Annotated in this window: 22 protein-coding genes; 10 read left to right on the forward strand and 12 right to left on the reverse strand. The window is 71.8% G+C overall.

All coding sequences use genetic code 11. The annotated features are described in order from the left end of the window. Positions 1-21: 21 nt before the first annotated feature. From folP to BU197_RS04130, 5 genes are all read left to right on the forward strand, one after another. The gene (folP, locus tag BU197_RS04110; protein ID WP_188266801.1) at positions 22-882 is read left to right on the forward strand and encodes a dihydropteroate synthase; all 861 of its coding nucleotides are present in this window, start codon (positions 22-24) and stop codon (positions 880-882) included. Further along, entirely contained in the window at positions 879-1,463 is a 585-nt protein-coding gene (locus BU197_RS04115; protein WP_188266802.1) for a nuclear transport factor 2 family protein, read from the forward strand. Before folP ends, BU197_RS04115 begins: the two co-directional genes overlap by 4 nt. Positions 1,464-1,596: 133 nt before the next feature. Further along, the gene (folB, locus tag BU197_RS04120) at positions 1,597-1,956 is read left to right on the forward strand and encodes a dihydroneopterin aldolase (protein ID WP_411158435.1); all 360 of its coding nucleotides are present in this window, start codon (positions 1,597-1,599) and stop codon (positions 1,954-1,956) included. After that, positions 1,953-2,552: a 2-amino-4-hydroxy-6-hydroxymethyldihydropteridine diphosphokinase gene (gene folK / locus BU197_RS04125; protein ID WP_188266804.1), complete on the forward strand. Its 600-nt coding sequence runs from the start codon at positions 1,953-1,955 to the stop codon at positions 2,550-2,552. The genes folB and folK overlap by 4 nt, the downstream gene beginning before the upstream one ends. A gap of 46 nt (positions 2,553-2,598) precedes the next feature. Then, positions 2,599-3,078 (forward strand): DUF3180 domain-containing protein, encoded by a 480-nt coding sequence (locus tag BU197_RS04130; RefSeq protein ID WP_188266805.1) that lies wholly within the window; start codon positions 2,599-2,601, stop codon positions 3,076-3,078. 62 nt (positions 3,079-3,140) lie between these two features. Here BU197_RS04130 and folE read toward each other — a convergent pair whose 3' ends face one another. The 6 genes from folE to dacB all read right to left on the reverse strand — a co-directional run bounded on the left by folE (position 3,141) and on the right by dacB (position 10,762). Further along, a complete protein-coding gene (folE, locus tag BU197_RS04135; protein ID WP_188266806.1) occupies positions 3,141-3,746 on the reverse strand; it encodes a GTP cyclohydrolase I FolE in 606 nt (201 codons plus the stop codon). 99 nt (positions 3,747-3,845) lie between these two features. Next, the gene (gene ftsH, locus BU197_RS04140) at positions 3,846-5,864 is read right to left on the reverse strand and encodes an ATP-dependent zinc metalloprotease FtsH (RefSeq protein ID WP_188266807.1); all 2,019 of its coding nucleotides are present in this window, start codon (positions 5,862-5,864) and stop codon (positions 3,846-3,848) included. A gap of 172 nt (positions 5,865-6,036) precedes the next feature. Beyond that, the gene (gene hpt / locus BU197_RS04145; protein ID WP_188266844.1) at positions 6,037-6,576 is read right to left on the reverse strand and encodes a hypoxanthine phosphoribosyltransferase; all 540 of its coding nucleotides are present in this window, start codon (positions 6,574-6,576) and stop codon (positions 6,037-6,039) included. Positions 6,577-6,616: 40 nt separating this feature from the next. After that, positions 6,617-7,651, reverse strand: a complete 1,035-nt coding sequence (gene tilS / locus BU197_RS04150; protein WP_188266808.1) for a tRNA lysidine(34) synthetase TilS — start codon at positions 7,649-7,651, stop codon at positions 6,617-6,619. A 313-nt stretch (positions 7,652-7,964) separates the two neighbouring features. Continuing rightward, complete coding sequence (locus BU197_RS04155) at positions 7,965-9,101, reverse strand: zinc-dependent metalloprotease (RefSeq protein WP_188266809.1); 1,137 nt, start codon at positions 9,099-9,101, stop codon at positions 7,965-7,967. 71 nt (positions 9,102-9,172) lie between these two features. Beyond that, positions 9,173-10,762: a D-alanyl-D-alanine carboxypeptidase/D-alanyl-D-alanine-endopeptidase gene (dacB, locus tag BU197_RS04160; RefSeq protein WP_188266810.1), complete on the reverse strand. Its 1,590-nt coding sequence runs from the start codon at positions 10,760-10,762 to the stop codon at positions 9,173-9,175. 102 nt (positions 10,763-10,864) lie between these two features. Between dacB and BU197_RS04165 the strand changes: the two genes are divergently transcribed. Together BU197_RS04165 and BU197_RS04170 are read left to right on the forward strand one after the other, a co-directional pair. Then, positions 10,865-11,356 carry an inorganic diphosphatase gene (locus BU197_RS04165; protein WP_188266811.1) on the forward strand — a complete coding sequence of 164 codons (492 nt, stop codon included), beginning with the start codon at positions 10,865-10,867 and terminating at the stop codon, positions 11,354-11,356. Between the two features lie 147 nt (positions 11,357-11,503). Beyond that, entirely contained in the window at positions 11,504-13,162 is a 1,659-nt protein-coding gene (locus tag BU197_RS04170) for a threonine/serine exporter ThrE family protein (protein WP_188266812.1), read from the forward strand. A gap of 81 nt (positions 13,163-13,243) precedes the next feature. On the opposite strand, the gene BU197_RS04175 is transcribed toward BU197_RS04170, so the two are convergent. Next, entirely contained in the window at positions 13,244-13,954 is a 711-nt protein-coding gene (locus BU197_RS04175) for a DedA family protein (RefSeq protein WP_188266813.1), read from the reverse strand. A gap of 194 nt (positions 13,955-14,148) precedes the next feature. Here BU197_RS04175 and BU197_RS04180 point away from each other — a divergent pair, with 194 nt between their 5' ends. Both BU197_RS04180 and BU197_RS04185 read left to right on the forward strand, forming a co-directional pair. Beyond that, on the forward strand, positions 14,149-14,517 hold the full coding sequence (locus tag BU197_RS04180) for a YbjQ family protein (protein WP_188266814.1): 369 nt from the start codon (positions 14,149-14,151) through the stop codon (positions 14,515-14,517). A gap of 307 nt (positions 14,518-14,824) precedes the next feature. Continuing rightward, a complete protein-coding gene (locus BU197_RS04185; RefSeq protein ID WP_317452066.1) occupies positions 14,825-16,105 on the forward strand; it encodes an ion channel protein in 1,281 nt (426 codons plus the stop codon). A 93-nt stretch (positions 16,106-16,198) separates the two neighbouring features. On the opposite strand, the gene BU197_RS04190 is transcribed toward BU197_RS04185, so the two are convergent. The 3 genes from BU197_RS04190 to BU197_RS04200 all read right to left on the reverse strand — a co-directional run bounded on the left by BU197_RS04190 (position 16,199) and on the right by BU197_RS04200 (position 19,290). Continuing rightward, positions 16,199-16,822, reverse strand: a complete 624-nt coding sequence (locus BU197_RS04190) for a PadR family transcriptional regulator (RefSeq protein WP_188266816.1) — start codon at positions 16,820-16,822, stop codon at positions 16,199-16,201. 54 nt (positions 16,823-16,876) lie between these two features. Beyond that, entirely contained in the window at positions 16,877-18,334 is a 1,458-nt protein-coding gene (locus BU197_RS04195) for an aldehyde dehydrogenase family protein (RefSeq protein WP_188266817.1), read from the reverse strand. 83 nt (positions 18,335-18,417) lie between these two features. Further along, positions 18,418-19,290 (reverse strand): helix-turn-helix domain-containing protein, encoded by an 873-nt coding sequence (locus tag BU197_RS04200; protein WP_188266818.1) that lies wholly within the window; start codon positions 19,288-19,290, stop codon positions 18,418-18,420. Between the two features lie 328 nt (positions 19,291-19,618). Between BU197_RS04200 and BU197_RS04205 the strand changes: the two genes are divergently transcribed. Beyond that, complete coding sequence (locus BU197_RS04205) at positions 19,619-20,164, forward strand: ATP-binding protein (RefSeq protein WP_188266819.1); 546 nt, start codon at positions 19,619-19,621, stop codon at positions 20,162-20,164. Between the two features lie 64 nt (positions 20,165-20,228). Here BU197_RS04205 and BU197_RS04210 read toward each other — a convergent pair whose 3' ends face one another. Together BU197_RS04210 and BU197_RS04215 are read right to left on the reverse strand one after the other, a co-directional pair. Then, a complete protein-coding gene (locus BU197_RS04210; protein WP_188266845.1) occupies positions 20,229-20,441 on the reverse strand; it encodes a DUF397 domain-containing protein in 213 nt (70 codons plus the stop codon). A gap of 270 nt (positions 20,442-20,711) precedes the next feature. Beyond that, positions 20,712-22,835: an FUSC family protein gene (locus tag BU197_RS04215; RefSeq protein ID WP_188266820.1), complete on the reverse strand. Its 2,124-nt coding sequence runs from the start codon at positions 22,833-22,835 to the stop codon at positions 20,712-20,714. Between the last annotated feature and the right edge of the window lie 338 nt (positions 22,836-23,173).

Raw genomic sequence — 23,173 nt, forward strand, 5'->3', positions numbered from 1 at the left:
GCCACGCCCTACGCTGGTCGTATGAGTACGACGATCGACCGGGGTACCGCCCGAGGCCTGCCGGAGTGGGACCGCTGCGCGGTCATGGGCGTGGTCAACGTGACCCCCGACTCCTTCTCCGACGGCGGCCGCTGGTTCGACACCGCGACCGCCGTCAAACACGGCCTCGACCTCGTCGCCCAGGGAGCCGACCTCGTCGACGTCGGCGGCGAGTCCACCCGCCCCGGCGCCAGCCGCGTCGACGAGGACGAGGAACTCCGCCGGGTCATCCCCGTCGTCCGGGGTCTGGCCGCCGAAGGCGTCACCGTCTCCGTCGACACCATGCGCGCCACCGTCGCCGCCCGCGCCGTCGAAGCCGGCGCCCTCCTCGTCAACGACGTCAGCGGCGGACTCGCCGACCCCGGCATGGTCCCCGCCGTCGCCGCCGCCGAGGTCCCCTTCGTCGTCATGCACTGGCGCGGATTCAGCCAGGACATGAACAGCCTGGCCGTCTACGACGACGTCGTCGGCGAGGTCGTCGACGAGCTGCGCGTCCGCCTCGAAGCCGTCGTCGACGGCGGCATCGACCCCGAGCGCCTCATCGTCGACCCCGGGCTCGGCTTCGCCAAGCTCGCCCCCCACGACCTCGCCCTCGTCGCCCGTCTGCCCGCCCTCCGCGCGCTGGGCCGCCCCCTCCTCGTCGCCGCCTCCCGCAAGCGGTTCCTCGGCCACGTCCTCACCCGCGAGGGCGCCGCCCCGCCGCCCGCCCGCGAACGCGACGCCGCCACCGCCGCCGTCTCCGCCCTCGCCGCCCACGCCGGCGCCTGGGCCGTACGCGTCCACGAGGTCGGCGCCTCCGCCGACGCCGTCCGCGTCGCCCGCGCCGTCGAAGGAGCCGTGTGAGCCCCGAAGAGCACCCGAGCGACGAAGAGAACACCCCGGACGACGACGGGCCCACCGGCCGGCACGGCGGCGGCGAGCGCCCCGACGCCGAGCGCACCCACTCCGAGCGCACCGACTCCGAGCGCACCGACCGAAGCGCCGTGGAAGCCGCCAACACCGCCTTCTACGACGCGATGGAGACCGGCGACTTCGACACCGTCGCCGCGCTCTGGCTCGACGACGGCGCCACCCCCATCACCTGCGTCCACCCCGGCTGGCCCGTCCTCACCGGGCGCGGCGAGGTGCTCCGCTCGTACGCCCTGATCATGGCGAACACCGACTACATCCAGTTCTTCCTGACGGACCTGGAGATCTCCCTCGCCGACGGCTTCGCCATCGTCACCTGCACCGAGAACATCCTCAGCGGCGGACCCGCCGAGAACGGCGCCGAACTCGGCCCCCTCGTCGGCCAGCTCGTCGTCGCCACCAATGTGTTCCGGCACACACCCGAAGGCTGGCGGATCTGGTCCCACCATGCCTCCCCCGTCCTCGCCGAAACCGAGGATTCCAAGGCCGAAGACCCCGGTACGGACGACAACTGAATCCCCTGGCCTGACCCGCCCACCGCCCCCAAGGGCAAGCCCTGTCAGTGCCCAAAGGTAGATTCGAGGACGGACACCGGCCGCCGCACTCGGCTGCGTGACCACCCGAACTACGACAGCAGGAGTGATTCGCGTGGATCGTGTCGCGCTGCGAGGCCTCAAGGCCCGGGGCCACCACGGCGTCTTCCCCAAGGAGCGCGAGGAAGGCCAGACCTTCATCGTGGACCTGGTTCTCGGCCTCGACACCCGCCCGGCCGCCGCCGAGGACGACCTGACGAAGACCGTGCACTACGGGATCGTCGCCGAGGAGGTCGTCGCCGTCGTCCAGGGCGATCCCGTCGACCTCATCGAAACCCTCGCCGAACGCATCGCGCAGCAGTGCCTCCGCCACACCGGGGTACAGGAGGTGGAAGTGGTCGTCCACAAGCCGGACGCGCCCATCACCGTTCCCTTCGACGACGTGACCGTCACGATCACCCGGAGCCGACGATGAAACCGACCCAGAGCGACCCGACCGTCCAGCCCGTACCCGCCTCCGTCGTCGAGACCGTCGACGCGGCCGACGTGACCCTCTCCAACCCCCGCTGGGCCGTCCTCGGCCTCGGCGCCAATCTCGGCAACCGCCTGGAGACCCTCCAGGGAACCGTCGACGCCCTCGCGGACACCCCCGGTCTCCGGGTCAAGGCCGTCTCCCCCGTCTACGAGACGGAGCCCTGGGGCGTCGAGCCGGGGACCCAGCCGTCCTACTTCAACGCGGTCGTCCTCGTGAAGACCACCCTGCCGCCCTCCTCCCTCCTGGAGCGGGCCCAGGCCGTCGAAGAGGCCTTCCACCGCGTCCGCGAGGAGCGCTGGGGCGCCCGCACGATCGACGTCGACATCATCGCGTACGCCGATGTCGTCTCGGACGACCCCGTCCTCACCCTGCCTCACCCCCGCGCCCATCTGCGGGCCTTCGTCCTCGCGCCCTGGCACGACGTCGACCCGGCGGCCGAGCTGCCCGGTCGCGGAGCCGTCGCGGGACTCCTCGCCGCCCTCGGCACCGAAGGCATCGGCGTCCGCGCCGACCTGGAACTCCGTCTGCCCGAGTAGTCGTTACGCTCGTGGCAACCGACCGCGCCCACATGAAGGACACCCGGTGAAACAACTGCGGCTGAAGGTGCTCGCCGGACTGTTCCTCGTGGCCGGGGTGCTCTCCTGGGGCACCGCCCGGCTCTGGGACTCGGTGGGCACGCTGCCCAGCGTGCCGCTCGCCGCGCCGATCGTCCTCGCCGTGATCGCGGTCGTCCTCGCGGCGACCGCCCTGTCGATCCGCGCCCGCCTCAAGGCCCAGCGCGACCGCCGCCCCGGCGCCAAGGGCGTCGAACCCCTGATGGCGGCCCGCGCGGTCGTCTTCGGCCAGGCGAGCGCCCTGGTGGCCGCCCTCGTCGCCGGAATGTACGGCGGCACGGGCGTCTTCCTCCTCGGCCACCTCGACGTCCCGGCCCGCCGCGACCAGGCCCTCTACGCGGGCGCCTCGGTCCTGGCGGGCCTCGGCGTCATCGCCGCCGCCCTCTTCCTCGAACGGATCTGCAAGCTCCCCGAGGACGACGACAAGAACGCCTCACCGGCGGCCTGAGGGCCCGGCCGGGGCGGCCGGGCCCTCAGGGCACGCGGGACGGGCACGGGGGCGGATCGCCCTTATCGGGCGAGTATCAGGGACATGGCCTCGGCGCGCGTGGTGGCGTTGCGCAGCTGTCCCCGTACCGCCGAGGTCGTGGTCTTCGCGCCCGGCTTGCGGACCCCGCGCAGGGTCATGCACATGTGCTCCGCCTCGATGACGACGATCGCGCCGCGCGCTTCGAGGATCTCCATCAGGGAGTCGGCGACCTGCGTCGTCAGGCGCTCCTGGACCTGCGGGCGGCGGGCGTAGACGTCGACCAGCCGGGCCAGCTTGGACAGGCCGGTGATCTTGCCCGACTCGGCCGGGATGTAGCCGATGTGAGCCACGCCGTGGAACGGCAGGAGATGGTGTTCACAGGTGGACATCAGTTCGATGTCCTTCACCAGGACCATCTCGTCGTGGCCCAGGTCGAACGTGGTCGTCAGGACGTCCTCGGGCTCCTGCCAGAGCCCCGCGAACAGCTCCCGGTACGCCCGCGCCACCCGCGCCGGCGTCTCCTTGAGCCCCTCGCGCTCCGGGTCCTCGCCGACCGCGATGAGCAGCTCCCGTACGGCGGCCTCGGCGCGCTTCTCGTCGAACTCGCCGATCGTGCCCGTGCCGTCCAGCGTCACCGGGTCGGTCATCTCTGTGCCTCGTTCCGTCCGAACTGAAGTGCGCGAAATGCCGCGCCCCCACAGGCTAAAACCTGTGGGGGCGCGGCAGCCATTCCGGGGTCGGTCCGGTCAGTCCTCGGGGGTGTCCACCGGGGCGATGTCGATGCCCTTGGTGGTGTCGACCGCCGGGGTCGCCGAGCCGTTCGCCGTGTTCGTCAGGGCCAGCTCCTTGGGGGAGAGGACCGGCGGACGCGTCGACGGGGTACGGCGGGAGGAGCCGGTCCACGCGGGGCGGGCCGGGCGCTTGACGAGGTGGGCGAAGATCTCGGCGATCTCCTCCTTGCCCAGCGTCTCCTTCTCCAGGAGGGCGAGGACCAGGTTGTCGAGGACGTCGCGGTTCTCGACGAGGATCTCCCAGGCCTCGTTGTGCGCGGTCTCGATGAGCTTCTTGACCTCTTCGTCGACCAGCGCCGCGACCTCTTCCGAGTAGTCGCGCTGGTGCGCCATCTCGCGCCCGAGGAACGGCTCCGTGTTGTCGCCGCCGAACTTGATGGCGCCGAGCCGCTCGGTCATGCCGTACTGCGTCACCATCGCGCGGGCGGTGGCGGTGGCCTTCTCGATGTCGTTGGCCGCGCCCGTGGTCGGGTCGTGGAAGACCAGTTCCTCGGCGGCGCGCCCGCCCAGCATGTACGCGAGCTGGTCGAGCATCTCGTTGCGCGTGGTGGAGTACTTGTCCTCGTCCGGCAGGACCATCGTGTAGCCGAGGGCACGGCCCCGGGACAGGATGGTGATCTTGTGGACGGGGTCGGAGTTCGGGGAAGCCGCAGCGACGAGGGCGTGGCCGCCCTCGTGGTACGCGGTGATCTTCTTCTCCTTGTCCGACATGATGCGGGTCCGCTTCTGCGGGCCCGCGACCACACGGTCGATCGCCTCGTCCAGCGCGTGGTTGTCGATCAGCTTCTGATCGCTGCGGGCGGTGAGGAGCGCCGCCTCGTTGAGGACGTTGGAGAGGTCCGCGCCGGTGAAGCCGGGGGTCCGGCGGGCGACGGCGCCGAGGTCGACGTCCGGGGCGACCGGCTTGCCCTTCTGGTGGACCTTGAGGATCTCCAGACGGCCCTGCATGTCGGGGCGGTCGACGGCGATCTGCCGGTCGAAGCGTCCGGGGCGCAGGAGGGCGGGGTCGAGGATGTCGGGCCGGTTGGTGGCGGCGATGAGGATGACGCCGCCCTTCACGTCGAAGCCGTCCATCTCGACAAGGAGCTGGTTGAGCGTCTGCTCGCGCTCGTCGTGGCCGCCGCCGAGGCCGGCGCCGCGGTGGCGTCCGACGGCGTCGATCTCGTCGACGAAGACGATGGCGGGTGCGTTGGCCTTGGCCTGTTCGAAGAGGTCGCGGACGCGGCTGGCGCCGACGCCGACGAACATCTCGACGAAGTCGGAGCCGGAGATCGAGTAGAACGGCACACCGGCCTCGCCGGCGACGGCGCGCGCGAGGAGCGTCTTGCCGGTTCCGGGGGGCCCGTAGAGCAGGACGCCCTTGGGGATCTTGGCACCGACGGCCTGGAACTTCGCGGGTTCCTGGAGGAATTCCTTGATCTCGTGGAGTTCCTCGACCGCTTCGTCGGAGCCCGCCACATCCGCGAAGGTGGTCTTCGGGGTGTCCTTGGTGATGAGCTTCGCCTTGGACTTGCCGAACTGCATGACGCGGGAGCCGCCGCCCTGCATCTGGTTCATCAGGAAGAGGAAGACGACCACGATGAGGACGAAGGGGAGGAGGGAGAGCAGGATCGAGACGAAGGGCGACTGCTTCGTCGGCGAGACGGTGTAGCCCTTCTCGATCTGTCCGGCCTCGAACTTCTCCTGGAGCTTGTCGGCGATGTCGACGCCCTGGCTGCCGATGTACGGCGCCTGGACCTTGCCGCTGTTGTCGATCTTCTGGCCTTCGACGAGCTCGATCTTGATCGACTGCTCGTCACCAGTGGTGATCTTGGCCTGCTTGACCTGGTTCTTGTCGATCGCCTGGACGACCTTGCCGGTGTCCACCGTCTTGTAGCCCTCGGACGAGCCGACGACCTGCATCAGCACGACCACGGCGAGGACGGCCAGCACGATCCACATGACCGGCCCACGGAAGTATCGCTTCACGTCCATCCATACGGAGCGATGACGCCCCGTCCCTCCTGCCCGTAGGAAAATGCTGCTGTGAGAGCTGCTGTATGAAAAAGCTGTTCTTCGGACGGTACCTCAGCATCGTCGCCCGCGACCGCCTTCCCGTGGTTCAACGGGGGGAAGGCGACGCGGGTTCCCCGTACCGCCTCGGGCTTCAGCCGCCGTAGACGTGCGGGGCGAGCGTGCCGACGAACGGCAGGTTCCGGTACTTCTCCGCGTAGTCGAGGCCGTAGCCGACGACGAACTCGTTGGGGATGTCGAAGCCGACCCACTTGACGTCGAGGGCGACCTTCGCGGCCTCGGGCTTGCGCAGCAGGGTGCACACCTCCAGGGAGGCGGGCTCGCGCGAGCCGAGGTTCGACAGGAGCCAGGACAGGGTCAGGCCGGAGTCGATGATGTCCTCGACGATCAGGACGTGCTTGCCCTTGATGTCGGTGTCGAGGTCCTTGAGGATGCGGACGACGCCCGAGGACTGGGTACCGGCGCCGTAGGAGGAAACGGCCATCCAGTCCATGGTGACGGGGGTGGACAGGGCGCGAGCCAGATCCGCCATCACCATCACGGCGCCCTTGAGGACACCGACGATGAGCAGGTCCTTGCCCGCGTATTCCGCATCGACCTTCGCGGCCAGCTCTGCCAGCTTGGCGTCGATCTCTTCCTTGGTGATGAGCACCGACTGGAGGTCGGTGCCCATGTCCTTCTCGTTCACCCGGGTCACTTTCGTTGCGCGTGCGTCAGCCTTGCCGGATGACCAGTCTGCCACCCTGACGGCGTGCTTCGACGCGTCCGGGCAGGTTGATGGCCCCCTGGCCGCGCCAGCCGGTGATGAGGCGGTCGACTTCCTCGATGTGGCGGGCGAAGAGGGATCCGGCGGGGGCGCCCTCGGCGATGACGGCGCGGCGCAGGACGCGGCGGCGTACGGCGGTGGGCAGGCCGAAGAGCTTGGCGCATTCGAGGGCGCCCGCCTCGTCGCGTACGGCGGTCTCCGCGTCGGCGGCCCAGGTGTCGAGGGCGTCGGCGTCGTCGCGGGAGAGCTGGGCCGTTCGGGCGAGGGCTTCGACGACGCCCTTGCCGAGGGCCTTCTCCAGTGCGGGGAGGCCCTCGTGGCGGAGTCGGGAACGGGTGTAGGCGGGGTCGGTGTTGTGGGGGTCGTCCCAGACGGCCAGCTCCTGGGCGACGCAGGCCTTGCGGACGGTCTGCCGGTCGAGCTGGAGGAAGGGCCTGCGGTAGCGGCGGGTGGCGCCGGAGACGGCGGCCATGCCGGAGAGGGACCGGATGCCGGAGCCCCGGGCGAGGCCGAGGAGGACGGTCTCGGCCTGGTCGTCGCGGGTGTGGCCGAGGAGGATCGCGGTGGCTCCGTGGCGCTCGGCGGCGGCGTCGAGGGCCGCGTACCTGGCGTCGCGGGCGGCGGCTTCGGGGCCGCCTTCGCGGCCGACGGTGACGGCGACGACTTCGGCGGGGGCGAGGCCGAGGGCGGCCATGCGTCCGGCGACTTCCCGGGCGCGGAGGTCGGAGCCGTGCTGGAGTCCGTGGTCGACGGTGACGCCGCCGGCGCGGAGGGGGAGCTTGCGGGCTTCGAAGGCGAGGGCGGAGGCGAGGGCCATGGAGTCGGCGCCGCCGGAGCAGGCCACGAGAACAAGGGGGGCGAGGGGGCCGTGGGGGGTGTCGCCGGCTGCCGTGGTGGGGTCGGTCTGGTGCTCGGTGAGGACGTCGTGGAGTACGCGGCGGACCGCCAGGCGTATCGCCGCGACCGCAGGATGGGGACCCATGTCCGCTGCCCTTCGTGATGGGGGTGGGGTGCCTCGGTCGGAGTCTTTAACGGTCGGAGTGGGGGGTTCGGTCACTCAGCGTGCGTCGATGGTGACAGAAACTCGACCATTACCCGAGCATCGCACGGCTCACCCCCTGCTCAGGGTCCCTCGGATGGGTGATTAGCGGGGCTTTCTGAGCCATTCCTGTGTCGTGTGCCGCTCCAGCCTCAGGAGTCTGCCTTACGGTGCGCCCTCGCCCGCCCCGGGAGTCCGTCCGGCGGCCGGTCCTCTTCCCGCCCCCGGAGTCCGTCCGTGGCGCGCCCTTCCCGCCTCAGGAGTCCGCCTTGCGGTGCACCCGGGCGATCCAGTCGGCGGGGGTGGCGATCTCGGCCTTGGTGGGGAGGGTGTTGGGCGAGGTCCAGACGCGGTTGAAGCCGTCCATGCCGACCTGCTCGACGACCGTGCGGACGAAGCGCTCTCCGTCGCGGTACTGGCGGAGCTTGGCGTCGAGGCCGAGGAGCTTGCGCAGGGCGAGGTCGAGGCGGGAGGCGCCCCGGGCGCGGCGCTCCTGGAACTTCTCGCGGATCTCCGCGACGGAGGGGACGACCTGGGGGCCGACGCCGTCCATGACGTAGTCGGCGTGGCCTTCGAGGAGGGACATGACGGCGGTGAGACGGCCGAGGATCTCGCGCTGCTCGGGGGTCTGGACGAGTTCGACGAGGGAGGGGGCGGGTTCGCCCTCCTCGGCTTCGGGACGGCCGCCGACCAGGGTCTGGGCGGCTTCGCGGAGACGTTCGACGAGGGTGCCGGGGTCGACGTCGGTGGCGGCGAGGAAGGACTGGATCTCGCCCTGGAGGTGGTCGCGGAGCCAGGGGACGGCGGTGAACTGGGTGCGGTGGGTCTCCTCGTGGAGGCAGACCCAGAGGCGGAAGTCGCGCGGGGAGACGCCCAGTTCCCTTTCGACGTGGACGATGTTGGGGGCGACGAGGAGGAGGCGTCCGCCGCCGGTTCCGGCGGGGAGGTCGCGGGTGGCGGGGGCGAAGGTCTCGTACTGGCCGAGGATCCGGGAGGCCAGGAAGGACAGGAGCATGCCCAGTTCGACTCCGGTGACCTTGCCGCCGACGGCGCCGAGGACGGCGCCGCCGGGGGTGGCGGAGCGGCGTTCCTGCATCTTGCCGAGGAGGGGGGTGAGGAGCGCGCGGAAGCCCGCGACGTTGGCCTTGATCCAGCCGGCCCGGTCGACGACCAGGACGGGGGTGGCGGGCGGTTCGGTGCCCTCGGGGATCATCCGGGTGTACGCGCGGACATGGGCCTCGGCGGCCTTGGCGTGCTCGCGGAGTTCGGCGACGACCGCGCGGGCCTCGTCGCGGCCGACCTCGGGACCGGGCCGCACGAGGCGGGTCGCGGTCGCGACCGCGAGGTTCCAGTCGACCATCCCGGATGTGCCTGCGCCACCGAAGCTCGTCATGCGTCAACCGTACGGTCTCGGCGCTCGTTCGGTGAGGGTTCGGGTGAGGCGGGAGTGGGGCGGGGTGCGGGTCAGCGGGGTGCGGCGAGGGCGGCGGAGAGCCGGTCGAGGGCGGGCTGTGCCGCGTCCGGGGAGGGGGTGTTCCCGGCGAGGAAGGCGAAGGCGAGGAGACGTCCGTCGGGGGTGACGGCCGTCCCCGCGAGGGTGTTGACGCCGGTGAGGGTGCCGGTCTTGGCGCGGACGAGCCCGGCGCCCGCGGGGGCGTCGGCGAAGCGTCCGGCGAGGGTGCCGGTGAAGCCGCCGACGGGCAGCCCGGTGAGGACGGGGCGCAGAGCGGGGCGGGCGGGGTCGGCCGCGCGGGTGAGGAGAGCGGTGAGGAGGTCGGCGGTGACGCGGTCGCGGCGGTCGAGTCCGCTGCCGTCGGCGAAGCGGGCACCGGTGACGGGGAGGCTCAGGCGGGCGAGTTCGGCGCGGACGGCGCGGCCCGCTCCCTCGAAGCTCGCGGGCTCGCGGTGGGCGAGGGCGGTCTGCCGGGCGAGGGCTTCGGCGAGGTCGTTGTCGCTGTGGGTGAGGGTGTGCTCGGCGAGGTCGGCGAGGGGGGCGGAGCGGGTGGTGGCGAGGGGTGCGGCCCCCGGGGTACGGCCGGGGGCGGGGGCGCCGGTGACGGTGACGCCCGCGTGGGCGAGGTGGGCCGCGAAGGCGGTGGCGGTGTCGCGCGCGGGGTCGGTGGAGCGGGGTGCGGGGCCGCTGCGGCTGTCGTCGAGGCGTCCTTCGCGGGTCATCAGGGCGACGACGGGGGCGAGGTTCTCGTTGGGGCCTATGGGGTGGAGTACGGGGCCGGTGTAGAGGCTCGTGTCGTACGCGAGGCGTATGGAGGTGCGGCCCCGGGCGGTCAGGGCGCGGGCGGTGTCGGCGGCGAGGGCCTTGAGGCGGGCGGGGTCGAGGGTGGGGTCGCCGCCGCCGGTGAGGGTGAGGGTGCGGCCGTCGGGGGAGGAGGTGACGGTGGTGGATATGCGGTGGTCGGGGCCGAGGGCGGAGAGGGCGGCGGCGACCGTGGCGATCTTGATGGTGGAGGCGGGGGTCATGGGGGTGGCGGCGCCCGCGCCGTAGAGACGGTGTCCGGTGGCGGTGTCGACGACGGCGGCGGCGCGCAGGGGGCCGAGCCCGGGATCGGCGAGGAGGGGGGTGAGGAGGGCGGCGAGCTTCGCGGCGTAGGCCTTGTCGGGGTCGGCGGCGGAGTCGGCGGCGGGGGTTCCGGAGGGGTTTCCGACGGGGTTTCCGGAGGGGTTTCCGACGGAGCCGGTCGAGGGGTCGGCTCCGGGCCTGGCCTCGGGGCCGGTTCCGGGACCCGTGCCGGATGCGGTGGTGCCTTCGGATCCGGTGGTTCCGGTGGTGCCTTCGGATCCGGTGGTGCCCGGGGTGCGCAGGGCGGTGAGGACGTCGGGGGCGCTGGGGGCGGGCGCGGGGCGGTAGGGCGTCGGGGGCGCGGGGGCTGCGGCGTGATGTGCGCCACCCGCTTCCCGGGCGGCGGCGGCGCGGGCGCGTTCGGCCGTACGCTGACCGGAGTCCCATGGCCCGGCCGCGGTCACCGCCGCGGTGGCCAGGGCCACTCCGAGGGCGGCAGAGCCTGCCACGAGCTGCCACGTCCTCGGCTCGGGCATTGCTGACCAGCCCCTTTCGCGATCACGGTCCTGCGTGAGGGACACTTAATCACCGCGCGTCGTCGCGAGCATTCACTTGTGTTGATTCAGGAGGAGCCACCCGTGGAGTTCGACGTCACCATCGAGATCCCGAAGGGGTCGCGTAACAAGTACGAGGTCGACCACGAGACGGGGCGCATCCGTCTGGACCGGCGTCTCTTCACCTCGACGGCCTACCCGACCGACTACGGCTTCGTCGAGAACACCCTCGGCGAGGACGGCGACCCGCTGGACGCCCTCGTCATCCTGGACGAGCCGACCTTCCCCGGTTGCCTGATCAAGTGCCGCGCGATCGGCATGTTCCGGATGACGGACGAGGCCGGTGGCGACGACAAGCTGCTGTGCGTCCCGGCGACGGACCCGCGCATGGAGCACCTGCGGGACATCCACCATGTGTCGGAGTTCGACCGTCTGGAGATCCAGCACTTCTTCGAGGTCTACAAGGACCTGGAGCCCGGCAAGTCCGTCGAGGGCGCCGACTGGGTCGGCCGCGCCGAGGCCGAGGCCGAGATCGAGCGCTCGTACGCCCGGCTCAAGGAGCAGGGCGGCCACTGAGGCCGCGGGTCACGTGCGGGGTGGCGAGTGAGCACCCTGTGACGTGATCGTGTGAAGGCGGTGCACCTCTTGGGGTGCACCGCCTTTCGCACATCCGTCTCACCTTCATACTGGAATCCACGATTCCCTGGGGATGAGGCGGAGAGAGTGGTGGCGGAGCCGGAGGGCCCCGAGGAGGCTCCGGAGGACCGGAAGCCTCAGTCGGACGAGGCGCGGAGCGCGTTCGTTCCGCCGGCGGGGGTGGAGCAGCCCGCGCCCGCGGAGGAGGAGCATCCGACCTCCGAGTTCGCCCTTCCGCCGGGGCTGACGTCGGAGCCGCCACCGGGGCAGGAGGGCTCGGCGTTCGCCAAGCCCGCCACGTACTCCTCGCGGAACTCGCCGCCCGCGTTCACGCCCGCGACCGGGATACCGCTGGTGCGGCTGCCGCAGGACGCGCCCTGGCAGGACCGGATGCGGACGATGCTGCGGCTGCCGGTGGGCGAGCGCCCGGTGCCGGAGGCGCCGCGCAAGGAGGACGAGTCGGGGCCCTCGGTGCCGCGCGTGCTCGACCTGACGCTGCGTATCGGGGAACTGCTGCTCGCGGGCGGGGAGGGCGCGGAGGACGTCGAGGCGGCGATGTTCGCGATCTGCCGTTCGTACGGGCTCGACCGGGTGGAGCCGACGGTCACGTTCACGCTGTTGTCGGTGACGTACCAGCCCTCGCTCGTGGACGATCCGGTCACGGCGAACCGGACGGTACGGCGGCGGGGGACGGACTACACGCGGCTCGTGGCGGTGTACACGCTGCTCGCGGACATCAACGCGCGGGCGCACGAGGTCTCGCCCGAGGAGGCGTACCGGCGGCTCGCGGAGATCCGGCGCAACCGGCATCCGTATCCGGGCTGGGCGCTGACGGCGGCGGCGGGGCTCCTCGCGGGGGCGGCGTCGATCCTGCTCGGCGGCGATACGACGGTGTTCTTCGTGGCGGCGCTCGGTGCGGTGCTCGGCGACCGGCTCGCGTGGCTGTGCGCGGGGCGGGGGCTGCCGGAGTTCTACCAGTTCCTGGTGGCGGCGATGCCCCCGGCGGCGATGGGGGTGCTGCTCACGCTGCTCCACGCGGATCTGCGCCCCTCGGCGGTGATCACCGGTGGTCTGTTCGCGCTGATCCCGGGGCGGGCGCTGGTGGCGGCGGTGCAGGACGGTCTGACCGGTTTCTACATCACGGCCTCGGCCCGGCTCCTGGAGGTCGCGTATTTCTTCGTCGCGATCGTGGTGGGCGTGCTTTCGGTGCTCTACGTGGCGGTGCAGTTCGACGCGCAGCTGAATCCGGAGGGGGCGCTGCGGCCGGTGGAGCGGCCGGTGACGCAGATCCTGGCGTCGATGGTGCTGTGCGCGACGTTCGCGATCCTGTTGCAGCAGTCGCGGTCGACGGTGCTGTTCGCGACGTTGAACGGCGGGGTGGCGTGGGTCGTGTACGCGTCGATCGCGGTGGTGGCCGATGGTTCCGCGGTGATGGCGACGGCGGTGGCGGCGGGGCTCGTGGGCCTCTTCGGGCAGTTGATCGCCCGGTACGAGCACACCTCGTCGTTGCCGTACGTGACGGCGGCGATCGGGCCGCTGCTGCCGGGTTCCGCGACGTACTTCGGGGTGCTCGCGATCGCGCAGCACAATCTCGACCAGGGGTTCGCCTCGCTGGCGAAGGCGGCGGCGCTGGCGCTCGCGATCGCGATCGGGGTGAACCTGGGAAGCGAGCTGGCGCGGATGTTCATGCAGGCGCCCGGGGCGGCGGCGGTCCGCCGGGCGGCGAAGCGGACCAGGGGCTTCTAGCCGCCTGGTCCGCTCGGGGTGGGCCTTACGGGGCCCTGCCGGGGTTCCGCGGACCCGCTACGGGGCCCTGCCGGGAGGGGGTCAGCGCTTGGCGTGACGGCCCCGGGGGGCCTGGGGGGCCTGGGTCTGGGCGCCGGGGACGAGGTCGTGACCGCCCTCGGCCTGCTCCTTCTTCGCGCGGGAGCGGGCCCGGAGGAACTCGATCGCGATCGGGACGACGGAGATCAGGACGATGCCGACGAGGATGAACTCGATGTGCTCGTGCACGAAGTCGATCTGGCCGAGGGCGGCGCCGAGCAGGGTCACTCCGGCGCCCCAGAGCACACCGCCGATGACGTTGAACGTGATGAACGAGCGGTAGTTCATCCCGCTGACGCCCGCGATGATCGGCGTGAAGGTCCGCACGACGGGCACGAAACGGGCCAGGACCAGCGACTTCGGGCCGTGCTTCTCGAAGAACTCGCTCGCCTTCTCGACGTTCTCCTGCTTGAACAGTCTGGAGTCGGGGCGCTTGAAGAGGGAGGGCCCGACCTTCCGGCCGAAGAGATAGCCGACCTGGTCGCCGAGGACCGCCGCGATCACCACCAGGGTGCACATCAGCCACAGCGGCATGTCCAGCTTGCCGGTCGTGACCAGCAGACCGGCGGTGAAGAGAAGCGAGTCGCCAGGCAGGAAGAACCCGATGAGGAGTCCGGACTCGGCGAAGACGATGGCGAGGATTCCGATGGGACCAAAGGTGTGGATCAGATAGTCCGGGTCCAGCCAGCTCGGTCCGAGGGCAAGCGTGTTCACGGGTTTCCGGGCTCCTGCGGTCGGTGGGGGCGGGGACGGCTGGCCCCAAGCTATCAACGCGGGCCGAACGCGCCCGGTTCCACCCGGGGTCCCGGGGTGCGGGAGCCTGCCGGAAGTTGCGAAGATCGTTTTCGGCCGGGACTCTTTCTTCTGAGTCTTCCCTTGAGTCTCGCCGAACAGGAAGGTGTGTGTCGATGGGCATCGAGGAGTACGGGGGCGGCCAGGGTCCGCACCCCGACGTACTGGTCGTGACGACGAACGACGTACCGGGCTACGAGGTCCGCCAGGTGATCGGCGAGGTCTTCGGGCTCACCGTCCGCTCCCGCCATCTGGGCAGCCAGATCGGCGCGGGCCTGAAGTCGATGATCGGCGGGGAGCTGAAGGGCCTGACCAAGACCCTGGTGCAGACCCGCAACCAGGCCATGGAACGCCTGGTGGAGCAGGCGCGGGCGCGGGGCGCCAACGCCGTGCTCATGTTCCGCTTCGACGTCACCGAGGCGGCGGACGTGGGCACCGAAGTCTGCGCGTACGGCACAGCCGTGGTGATCGAACCGCGCGCCTGAGCGGGTGAGGCGGTACGGATACGGGGCGGGGGCCGGGCTCCCGCCCCCGCCCCCGTATCCGTATCCGTATCCGTATCCGCCCTGTGTCCGCCTCCGCGCCCGCCCGGTATCCGCCTCCAGGCCCGCCCTGTATCCCCCTCCGCGCCCGCCCTGTGCCGCGCCCCCGCCCGTCCCCGTATCCGTATGTGTATCCGCACCCCCGTCAGCCCCCGTACCCGTCCTCGTATCCGAGGGCATTCCGTCCGGCACGGGGTCCCACCCGCCCGACCTACGGAAAATGCGGCTTTTGCGCATTTATGGTGAGGCGGTGGCTCTCGATCACGCCTCTCCCCCGCCCGACGGCGCACCGGCCCTCCGCGTCCTGCTCCCGCAGATCCTGCCCGCGCTCGGCGTCGGCGTCGGCGGTGGGCTGCTCTTCCTGGGGATCAGCTACGTCTCGGAGCGGCTCCAGCACGTCCTGTGGAGCGTGCTGCCCGACGCCCTCGGGGTCGACGGCTACTCCGCGCTCTGGATCGTGTCCCTCCTCACCGCGACCGGCGTCGCCGTGGGCCTGGTCGTCTGGAAGGCTCCCGGGCACGCCGGGCCCGACCCCGCCACCACGGGGCTCGGCGGGGCGCCGCTCTCCCCCGGCACCACCCCGGGGCTGCTCCTGGCCAGCGCGCTCGCCCTGGCCGGCGGGGTCAGCCTCGGCCCGGAGAACCCGATCATCGCCACCAACGTCGCCCTCGCCTACTGGCTCGGCCGCAAGGCGGCGCCCGCCGTGCCCGGTGCCGCCTGGGTCGCGCTCGCCTCCGCCGCCACCATCGGCGCCCTCTTCGGCACCCCGGTGGCCGCCGCCCTCGTCATCTCCGAGGCCCTCACCGGACAGCCGGGGCCCGGCTCGCTCTGGGACCGGCTCTTCGCCCCGCTGGTCGCGGCGGGGGCCGGGGCGATGACCACCCAACTGCTCGCCGAGCCCAGTTTCGCCCTGGGCCTTCCGCCGCTCGCCGACCCCGGCTGGGGCGATCTCCTCGCCGCCCTGGCCATCGCCTCCGCCGCCGCCCTGTTCGGTCTGGCCGCCTGTTTCGTCTTCCCCGCCGTCCACGCCGGCTTCCGGCGGCTGCGCCACCCGATGCTGATGCTGCCCGCCGGAGGGCTCGTCCTGGGCCTCCTGGGGGCCCTGGGCGGCCATCTGACGCTCTTCAAGGGCCTGGCGGAGGTCAAGGAGCTGACGGCCTCGCTCGGCAGCTGGTCCTCGGGCGAGCTGGCGAAGCTGGCCGTGGTCAAGCTCGTGGCCCTTCTCGTCGCCTCCTCCTGCGGCTTCCGGGGCGGCCGGATCTTCCCCGCCGTCTTCGTCGGGGCCGCCTTCGGGCTGTTCGTCCAGGCGCTCGTCCCCGAGACGCACCCGACGGTCGCGATCTCCGCCGCCGTACTCGGCGTCCTGCTCGCCACCACCCGGCAGGGCTGGGTGAGCCTCTTCACCGCCGCCGTCCTCGTCGCCTCCCCCGCGACCCTCACCCTGCTCTGCCTGGCCTCGCTCCCCGCCTGGCTGCTGGTCACCGGCCGCCCGCAACTGGAACTGGACGAACAGGGCCGCCCGCTGCGGTGACCCGAGCTTCGGGAGACGTACGGGGTCAGGAAGCGTACGGGTCGGGAGGCGTACGGCTTCAGGCGGACGTACGGGGTCAGGAGACGTACGGGCTCAGGAGGCGTACGGGTTTCGCTCGCCCTCGGCGAGGACGCCCACGAACGGCTCCCCCTCGCCCGCGAAGACGTACGCGCCGCCCTCGATCCGCTCGATCAGACCGAGGGTCCACTCCTTGCCCGCGTCGGCCGAGTGGAGCCACAGGTGCATGATCTCGCCGATGTGCCCGAGCCCGGCGGGGCCGTCGGCTCCCTCGGCCGGGAGGTAGTACTCGGTGACCGAGGTCCGCCACTCGTCGAGCGCGCGCACCCGGCGGCGCAGCAGCTCGGCGGCCTCCGCGCGGGGCAGGTCCACCATGAAGCCGATGGCCGCCGACAGGACGTCCGTCTTCTGGTCGTACGTGGTCAGGGCCTCGCGCAGCAGCGCGAAGTACGCGCCGAGACCGGCATCGGTCAGCTCGTACTCGACGCGCGGCGGCCCGCCGACCGCGCTCGGCGCCACCTCGTGCGCGTGCAGCAGCCCCTGCTTGGCCATCTGCTTCAGGGCGTGGTAGATCGAGCCCGGCTTGGCGCGGGACCACTCGTGGGCGCCCCAGTACTCCAGGTCGTTGCGGACCTGATAGCCGTGGGCGCGGCCGTGCTGCCTGACCGCGCCCAGGACGAGCAGCCGGATCGCCGACATCCCTCGTACCTCCCCGTCGATTCCGACCAGGGTACGCGGGCCGGAACCGGCGGTTCAGAAGGGGAAACGGCTCCGGCCGTGCTGGATGGAGATCCACTTCTGGGTGGTGAAGGCCTCCACCATCGCCTCGCCGTTGAGGCGTCCGACGCCGGAGTGCTTCTCGCCGCCGAAGGGGACGATCGGCTCGTCGTGGACGGTGCCGTCGTTGATGTGGATCATGCCGGTGTGGATCTCCTTGGCGATCCGCACCCCGCGCTCCACGTCCCCGGTGTGGACGGCGCCGCTGAGCCCGTACGGGGTGTCGTTGGCGATCCGTACGGCCTCCTCCTCGCCGTCGAACGGGATGATCAGGGCCACCGGGCCGAAGATCTCCTGGCCGAGGACCGGGGAGTCGGGGGCGAGACCGGTGAGGACGGAGGGGGAGACGAGGTTGCCGTCCACCGTGCCGTGCAGGAGCGCGGTCGCCCCGGCGGCCACCGCCTGCTCGACCACCGAGGAGACGGCCTCCGCCTGCTGGGAGTTGATCAGCGGGCCGATGTGGGTGTCCGGGTCCGCCGGGTCGCCGACGCGCAGGCTCGCCACCTTGGCGACGAACTTCGCGGTGAACTCCTCCTCCACCGACCGGTCGACCAGGACGCGGTTGGCGGCCATGCAGACCTGGCCCTGGTGCACGAAGCGGCTGAAGACGGCGGCGTCCACGGCGTAGTCGACGTCGGCGTCGTCGAGGACGATCATGGCGCTGTTGCCGCCGAGTTCGAGGACCGCCTGCTTGAAGTTCTGGGCGCAGACCGTGGCGACGTGCCGTCCGACCCGGTCGGAGCCGGTGAAGGAGACGACCTTCGGGACCGGGTGGGTCAGGAGGGCGTCGCCGATCTCGGCGATGTCGGTGACGACGACGTTCAGCAGACCGGCCGGGAGACCGGCTTCCTCCAGGACCTTGGCGACGAGGGTGCCGCCGCAGATCGGGGTGTTCTGGTGCGGCTTGAGGACGACCGCGTTGCCGAGGGCGAGGGCGGGCGCGACCGACTTGATCGAGAGGAGGAAGGGGAAGTTGAAGGGCGAGATGACGCCGACCACGCCGACCGGGACGCGGTAGACGCGGTTCTCCTTGCCGTCGATCGGGGAGGGCAGGATGCGGCCCTCGGGGCGCAGTGCCAGCTGGATCGCCTCGCGCAGGAACTCCTTGGCGAGATGCAGTTCGAACGCCGCCTTGAGGCGGGTGCCGCCGAGTTCGGCGACGATCGTCTCGGAGATCTCCGCCTCGCGGTCCTCGACGATGCGCAGGGCGCGCTCGAAGACCAGTCGGCGGGTGTACGGGTTGGTCCGCGCCCACGCGGTCTGGGCGCGGGCGGCGGCGCGGTAGGCGAGGTCGACCTCGCCCGCGGTGGCGACGGTGATCGACGCGAGCTTCTCCCCCGTGTAGGGGTTGAAGTCGATGATGTCCCACGAGCCGCTGCCGGGCTTCCACTCGCCGTCGATGTACTGGTGGGCCAGGTCGGTGAAGTGCGACATGGATCGAGACCCCTCTACCCGCTCTACCTCTGCGTGCGACAGAAGTGACATCGGAACTGATGTCACGTCATCGTACTGATGTGTTAGGAGAGTTGGAGGAGGCCCCTGAGAAGATCTCGGGTTTCAGCCGGATCGGGCCCGTCCTTCTGGAGCCTTTCCATCACTCGCTGGTACTGGCCGACCTCCTCGCGCTTGTCGAGGTAGAGGGCGCTGGTGAGCTGTTCGAGGTAGACGATGTCGGAGAGGTCGGACTCGGGGAAGCTGAGCATGGTGAAGGCGCCGCTCTCGCCCGCGTGCCCGCCGTAGCTGAAGGGCATGACCTGGAGGGTGACGCCGGGGTGCTCGGAGATCTCGATGAGGTGCCTCAACTGGCCCCGCATGACGGCCCGGTCGCCGTACGGGCGGCGCAGCGCCGCCTCGTCGAGGACGGCGTGGAACTGCGGGGCGCGCTCGGAGACGAGGACCTTCTGGCGTTCGAGGCGGAGGGCGACCCGGCGGTCGATCTCGGCGGCGGGGGCGTCGGGCATGCCCCGGGTGACGACCGCCTGGGCGTACGCCTCGGTCTGGAGCAGTCCGTGGACGAACTGCACTTCGTAGACGCGGATGAGGGAGGCGGCGCCTTCCAGACCGATGTACGTCTGGAACCAGCCGGGGAGGACGTCGCCGTAGCTGTGCCACCAGCCGGCCACGTTGGCCTCGCGGGCGAGTCCGAGGAGCGAGCCGCGTTCGGCCTCGTCCCCGACTCCGTAGAGCGTGAGCAGGTCTTCGATGTCCCGTGCCTTGAAGCTCACCCGTCCCAACTCCATACGGCTGATCTTGGATTCGGACGCGCGGATCGAGTATCCGGCCGCCTCGCGGGTGATCCCGCGCGACTCGCGCAGCCGCCTCAGCTGGGAGCCCAGCAGGATGCGCCGCACCACGCTTCCGCTCGCTCCGCCCGATTCGCCTGCGGTCACGGCTCCAGCCTCCCCTATGCGGTGTGAGCCCCCGTCGAGCCCCGGATTCTGCCACCAAACACTTCGGCGCGTACACATTCGATTACGGAAAGGCGGCGAGATCCGGGCATCCGTGAGCACAGTGCGTGCAGATCGTGGAAAGTTCCCCCTGATGAGCGCAAGACTTATGCACAGATTCGGCACGGGGGTGGACAGGTCCGGCGCGTGCACGTGCATCTGCCCTTGCATCCAGTGGGCGCATTGGGAACCATGGTGCCCGCGCAAGCCGCGTACTCGTTCGTGTTGTCGTGTTGTCGCACCACAGTCGCGATTCCCGGGAGTGCCTCGCATGGGGACGAATGGATCGACCGTGCTCGAGCCGTTACGGCAGGGCCTTCCACCGATCGATCCCGGAGCCGTCTCCACCTCCGCCTCGTGTGCCCTGCCCGCACGGTACGAAGCCGTGCGCGGGGCGCGGAAGTTCACCAGCACCACCCTGGACCGGTGGGAGCTGTCCGAACGTTTCGACGATGTGGCCCTGGTCGTCTCCGAGTTGGTCACCAACGCACTGCGGCACGCCGTGCCCGGCGACGCACCCGCCGAGGACGGCCGGAACACACCGGTCAGACTGCATCTGATGCGCTGGTCCTCGCGCCTCGTGTGCGCCGTGCGCGACCCCAGTCAGGAGAGCCCGGAGGCTCGCAGGGGCGAGGAGGACTTCGCGGCGGAGTCGGGCCGGGGGCTCTTCCTGGTCGACTCCTTCAGCGACAGCTGGGGCTGGCACCCGCTCGCCGGGACCCTGCGGGGCAAGGTGGTGTGGGCGCTGTTCCGGATAGGCCCCGAGGAGCAGCGACGGCGACAGGTGGAGCCCGCGGAGACGGTGGCGGGGCTCTGAGGGCCCATGGGGAAGGGCCCCGCGCGGGATGCGCGGGGCCCTTCCCCGTACGTATGCGCCGCACTCACACCAGGTGGTCGAACTCCCCGTCCTTGGCACCGAGCAGGAGTGCCTCTATCTCCGCGGGCGTGTAGACGAGCGCGGGTCCCTCGGGGTGCCGCGAGTTGCGCACGGCGACCTCTCCCCCGGGAAGCTTGGCGAACTCCACGCAGGATCCCTGGGAGTTGCTGTGCCTGCTCTTCTGCCACACGACGCCTCGCAGCTCCGCGGCCGCCATGCCGTTGTACGCGTGATGCGCGTGATGCACTGGTAGCTCCCCGAATTGCTTGGTGCAGGTGTCAACTTCCTCGGATCATAGCTGTGTTCACGTGCGGATGCGTGAGCAGATGCACGTGCACGGGGGGTGGCGTAGCGGCTACGCGACTCAGCGTGCCGGCGCTCGGGGGCGGGCCCTCGGACCCGTCGTCACCAGGCTCACTGTACGGCGCTCCGACCGGTGCCGGCCGGTGGCGCCACGGGCCGGCCGCGGGGTGGCCGCGGGGCGCTTTCAGCGGCGCCGGGACTCCATCAGGGCCGTCGTCAACTCCTCCAGTACCTCCAGGAGAAGGGTCGCCGCCTTGCTCAGGAGGAAGTGGTCCGGCGGGGCGGTCTTCCAGGCCTCCACCGTGCGCCGCAGTTCCTCCCAGCGCGGCACCCTGCCCTCACGCACCTCCTTGGCGCCCCGTTCCGTCGACCGGCGCAGCGCCTCCGCGAGGAGCCCGGCGGCGGGCACGGGCGAGGCGTCGCGCTCCGGCACGTGCGCCTCCAGGAGCATCGCGACCCGCCCGAACTCCGCGAGCGCGTCGTCCGCCTGTTCCGCCGCCGCGCGCGAGAGCCCCCGGTGCCGCACCGGCTCCTGGGCGGCCCGCTCCAGGGCCTCCTGCCAGGCGACCCGGGCCGCCCGGGTGTCCAGCAGGGCCTCGCGCACGTCGGGCCCGTCCGGACCCGCCGCCGGGTCGGCGTACCGCTCGACGACGACCGACGCGTACCGCCCGACCGAGGCGAGGCGGTCCGCGAGCCTGCCGCGCAGCCGGGGCGTCTCCCAGGCGGGGTAGACGGCGTACGCCAGCATCGCGAGGACCCCGCCGAGCAGGGTCAGCAGCACCCGTTCCCGTACGGTCTGGGTCAGGCCCTCGCCCTGCATGCCGAGCAGGAACACCACGTACGCGGAGACGAAGACCTGGCCCGCCGCGTACCCCGTGCGCATCAGCAGGTACATCGAGAAGGCGCACAGCACGGCGAGTCCCGCCGACAGATACACGTCCGGGTGCGCCGCCTGCATGACCGCCGTGGCCAGCGACACCCCGACCAGGGTGCCGCAGAAGCGCGCCACCGAGCGCTCGTACGTCTGCGAGAAGTCCGGGCGCATCACCATCACCGAGGCCATCGGCGCCCAGTAGCCGTGCCCGAAGGGCAGCGCCGTGCCGAGGAGATAACCGGCGGCGGTCACCGCCGAGACCCGGACCGCGTGCCGCAGCACGGCGGAGTCGCGCCGCAGCTCGCCCCTGACCTGGGCCAGGATGATCGGCGCGAGACGTACGAGGGTGGGCTTGGCGCGGGTGCGGCCGGGGACGTGCCGGGCGCTCGGGGTCACCTCGGAGACCTCCGGGGTGGTGCCGGGCGGGGCCGGGACCTGACGGACGCCCGTGCCCGGCTCCGCCGTCTCCACGACGTCGCCGAGCAGCGCGGCGAGCCGGACGGCCGCGCGGCGGGAGGGGCCGGTGAGGATGGCGCCGGTGTCCGGGGTGCGGAGCGTGGCGAGGGCGGCGGGGGACAGGTCGACCGGTTCGCCGTGCCGGATCGCGTGCGCGGCGGCGTCGAGGACGGTGCCCGCCGCGCCCAGGAGTTCGCGTACCCGGGCCCGCTCCGGGCCCTCCTCCGGCACCCCGACCGCCGGGTCGGCGAGCGAGGCGAGGACCGGCCGGATGCGCTCCGCGAGCCCCCGCGAACCGTGCAGCTCCGCCGGGCGGCGGCGCGCCTGCCGGGGCGTCAGGGCGGCGGCGCTGCGGGCCGTCATGAGCGGCAGGGGGTCGAAGGGCGCGACCGGGTCGTGCCGCAGCCTGCGGGCGTAGTCCGCCTCGGCGGCCAGCGCGTCCGCGAGCGCGTCCCGCTGGGCGCCCCAGGGGCGTACGGGCAGGGCGACCACCAGGACCGCCTGGACGACCCCGCCGGTGAAGATCATGGCGGCGTGCCCGGCGGCGGTGGCGATGGAGGTGGGCAGGGTGATCGTGACCAGCATGATCGCCACGTTGGAGGAGGCGATGATGCCCGCCGTGGGCCCCGCCGCCCAGGCCATCCCCGCGAGAAAGGTCCAGAGCAGCAGCAGGGCGAGGAACAGGGGCTCGTGGGAGCCGGTGAGATAGCCGAGGAAGGTCGACACGGCGAGGGTGGTGGCCGAGGCGAGGGCGAGCGTGGGCCGGGGCCGCCAGGACCGCTGGAAGGTGGCGATGGCCGCCTGGAAGGCGCCGAACGCGGAGGAGGCGGCGACGGCGGGCCCGAAGAACGTGAGCGAGACCCCCACGACGAGAGCGAGCCCGAAGGCGGCCCGCCCCGCGATGACGGGATCGAGCCGCCGCCGCTCGATGGTGAGTCCGGAGCGCGCGGTCTCCTTCAACGCCCGGAGCCAGCTCATGAGCCGAGCGTATCGGTCATGTGACGCTAAACGGGCATTTCGGTGGGGCGTGTGGGCGGGGAGGGTGAGGGTGAGGGGGGGAGGAGTGAGAGGTGGGGGGTGAGTGAGAGGTGAGAGGTGAGAGGTGAGGGAGGTGGGGGTGAGGGGTGAGCGAGAAGGCGGGGGTTGCCCTGTCGGCCGGAACGGCGGACGCGCGGAACGGCGGACGCGCGGAACGGCGGACGCGCGGAACGGCGGACGCGCGGAACGGCGGACGCGCGGAACGGCGGACGCGCGGAACGGCGGACGCGCGGAACGGCGGACGCGCGGAACGGCGGACGCGCGGAACGGCGGACGCG

Origin of the sequence: Streptomyces sp. CBMA291 (genome assembly GCF_014596525.1) — a bacterium.
GTDB lineage: Bacteria > Actinomycetota > Actinomycetes > Streptomycetales > Streptomycetaceae > Streptomyces.

Bases quoted from the DNA above. Each gene is read 5' to 3' on its own strand.
- BU197_RS04195 (WP_188266817.1), bottom strand. From the start codon at position 18,334: ATGTCGCACTTCACCGACCTGGCCCACCAGTACATCGACGGCGAGTGG.
- BU197_RS04210 (WP_188266845.1), bottom strand. From the start codon at position 20,441: ATGGCGGCCGCGGAGCTGCGAGGCGTCGTGTGGCAGAAGAGCAGGCAC.
- BU197_RS04205 (WP_188266819.1), top strand. From the start codon at position 19,619: ATGGGGACGAATGGATCGACCGTGCTCGAGCCGTTACGGCAGGGCCTT.
- folE (WP_188266806.1), bottom strand. From the start codon at position 3,746: ATGACCGACCCGGTGACGCTGGACGGCACGGGCACGATCGGCGAGTTC.
- folK (WP_188266804.1), top strand. From the start codon at position 1,953: ATGAAACCGACCCAGAGCGACCCGACCGTCCAGCCCGTACCCGCCTCC.
- hpt (WP_188266844.1), bottom strand. From the start codon at position 6,576: ATGGGCACCGACCTCCAGTCGGTGCTCATCACCAAGGAAGAGATCGAC.
- BU197_RS04190 (WP_188266816.1), bottom strand. From the start codon at position 16,822: ATGTCGGCGATCCGGCTGCTCGTCCTGGGCGCGGTCAGGCAGCACGGC.
- tilS (WP_188266808.1), bottom strand. From the start codon at position 7,651: ATGGGTCCCCATCCTGCGGTCGCGGCGATACGCCTGGCGGTCCGCCGC.
- folP (WP_188266801.1), top strand. From the start codon at position 22: ATGAGTACGACGATCGACCGGGGTACCGCCCGAGGCCTGCCGGAGTGG.
- BU197_RS04215 (WP_188266820.1), bottom strand. From the start codon at position 22,835: ATGAGCTGGCTCCGGGCGTTGAAGGAGACCGCGCGCTCCGGACTCACC.
- BU197_RS04180 (WP_188266814.1), top strand. From the start codon at position 14,149: ATGGGCATCGAGGAGTACGGGGGCGGCCAGGGTCCGCACCCCGACGTA.
- dacB (WP_188266810.1), bottom strand. From the start codon at position 10,762: ATGCCCGAGCCGAGGACGTGGCAGCTCGTGGCAGGCTCTGCCGCCCTC.
- ftsH (WP_188266807.1), bottom strand. From the start codon at position 5,864: ATGGACGTGAAGCGATACTTCCGTGGGCCGGTCATGTGGATCGTGCTG.
- BU197_RS04155 (WP_188266809.1), bottom strand. From the start codon at position 9,101: ATGACGAGCTTCGGTGGCGCAGGCACATCCGGGATGGTCGACTGGAAC.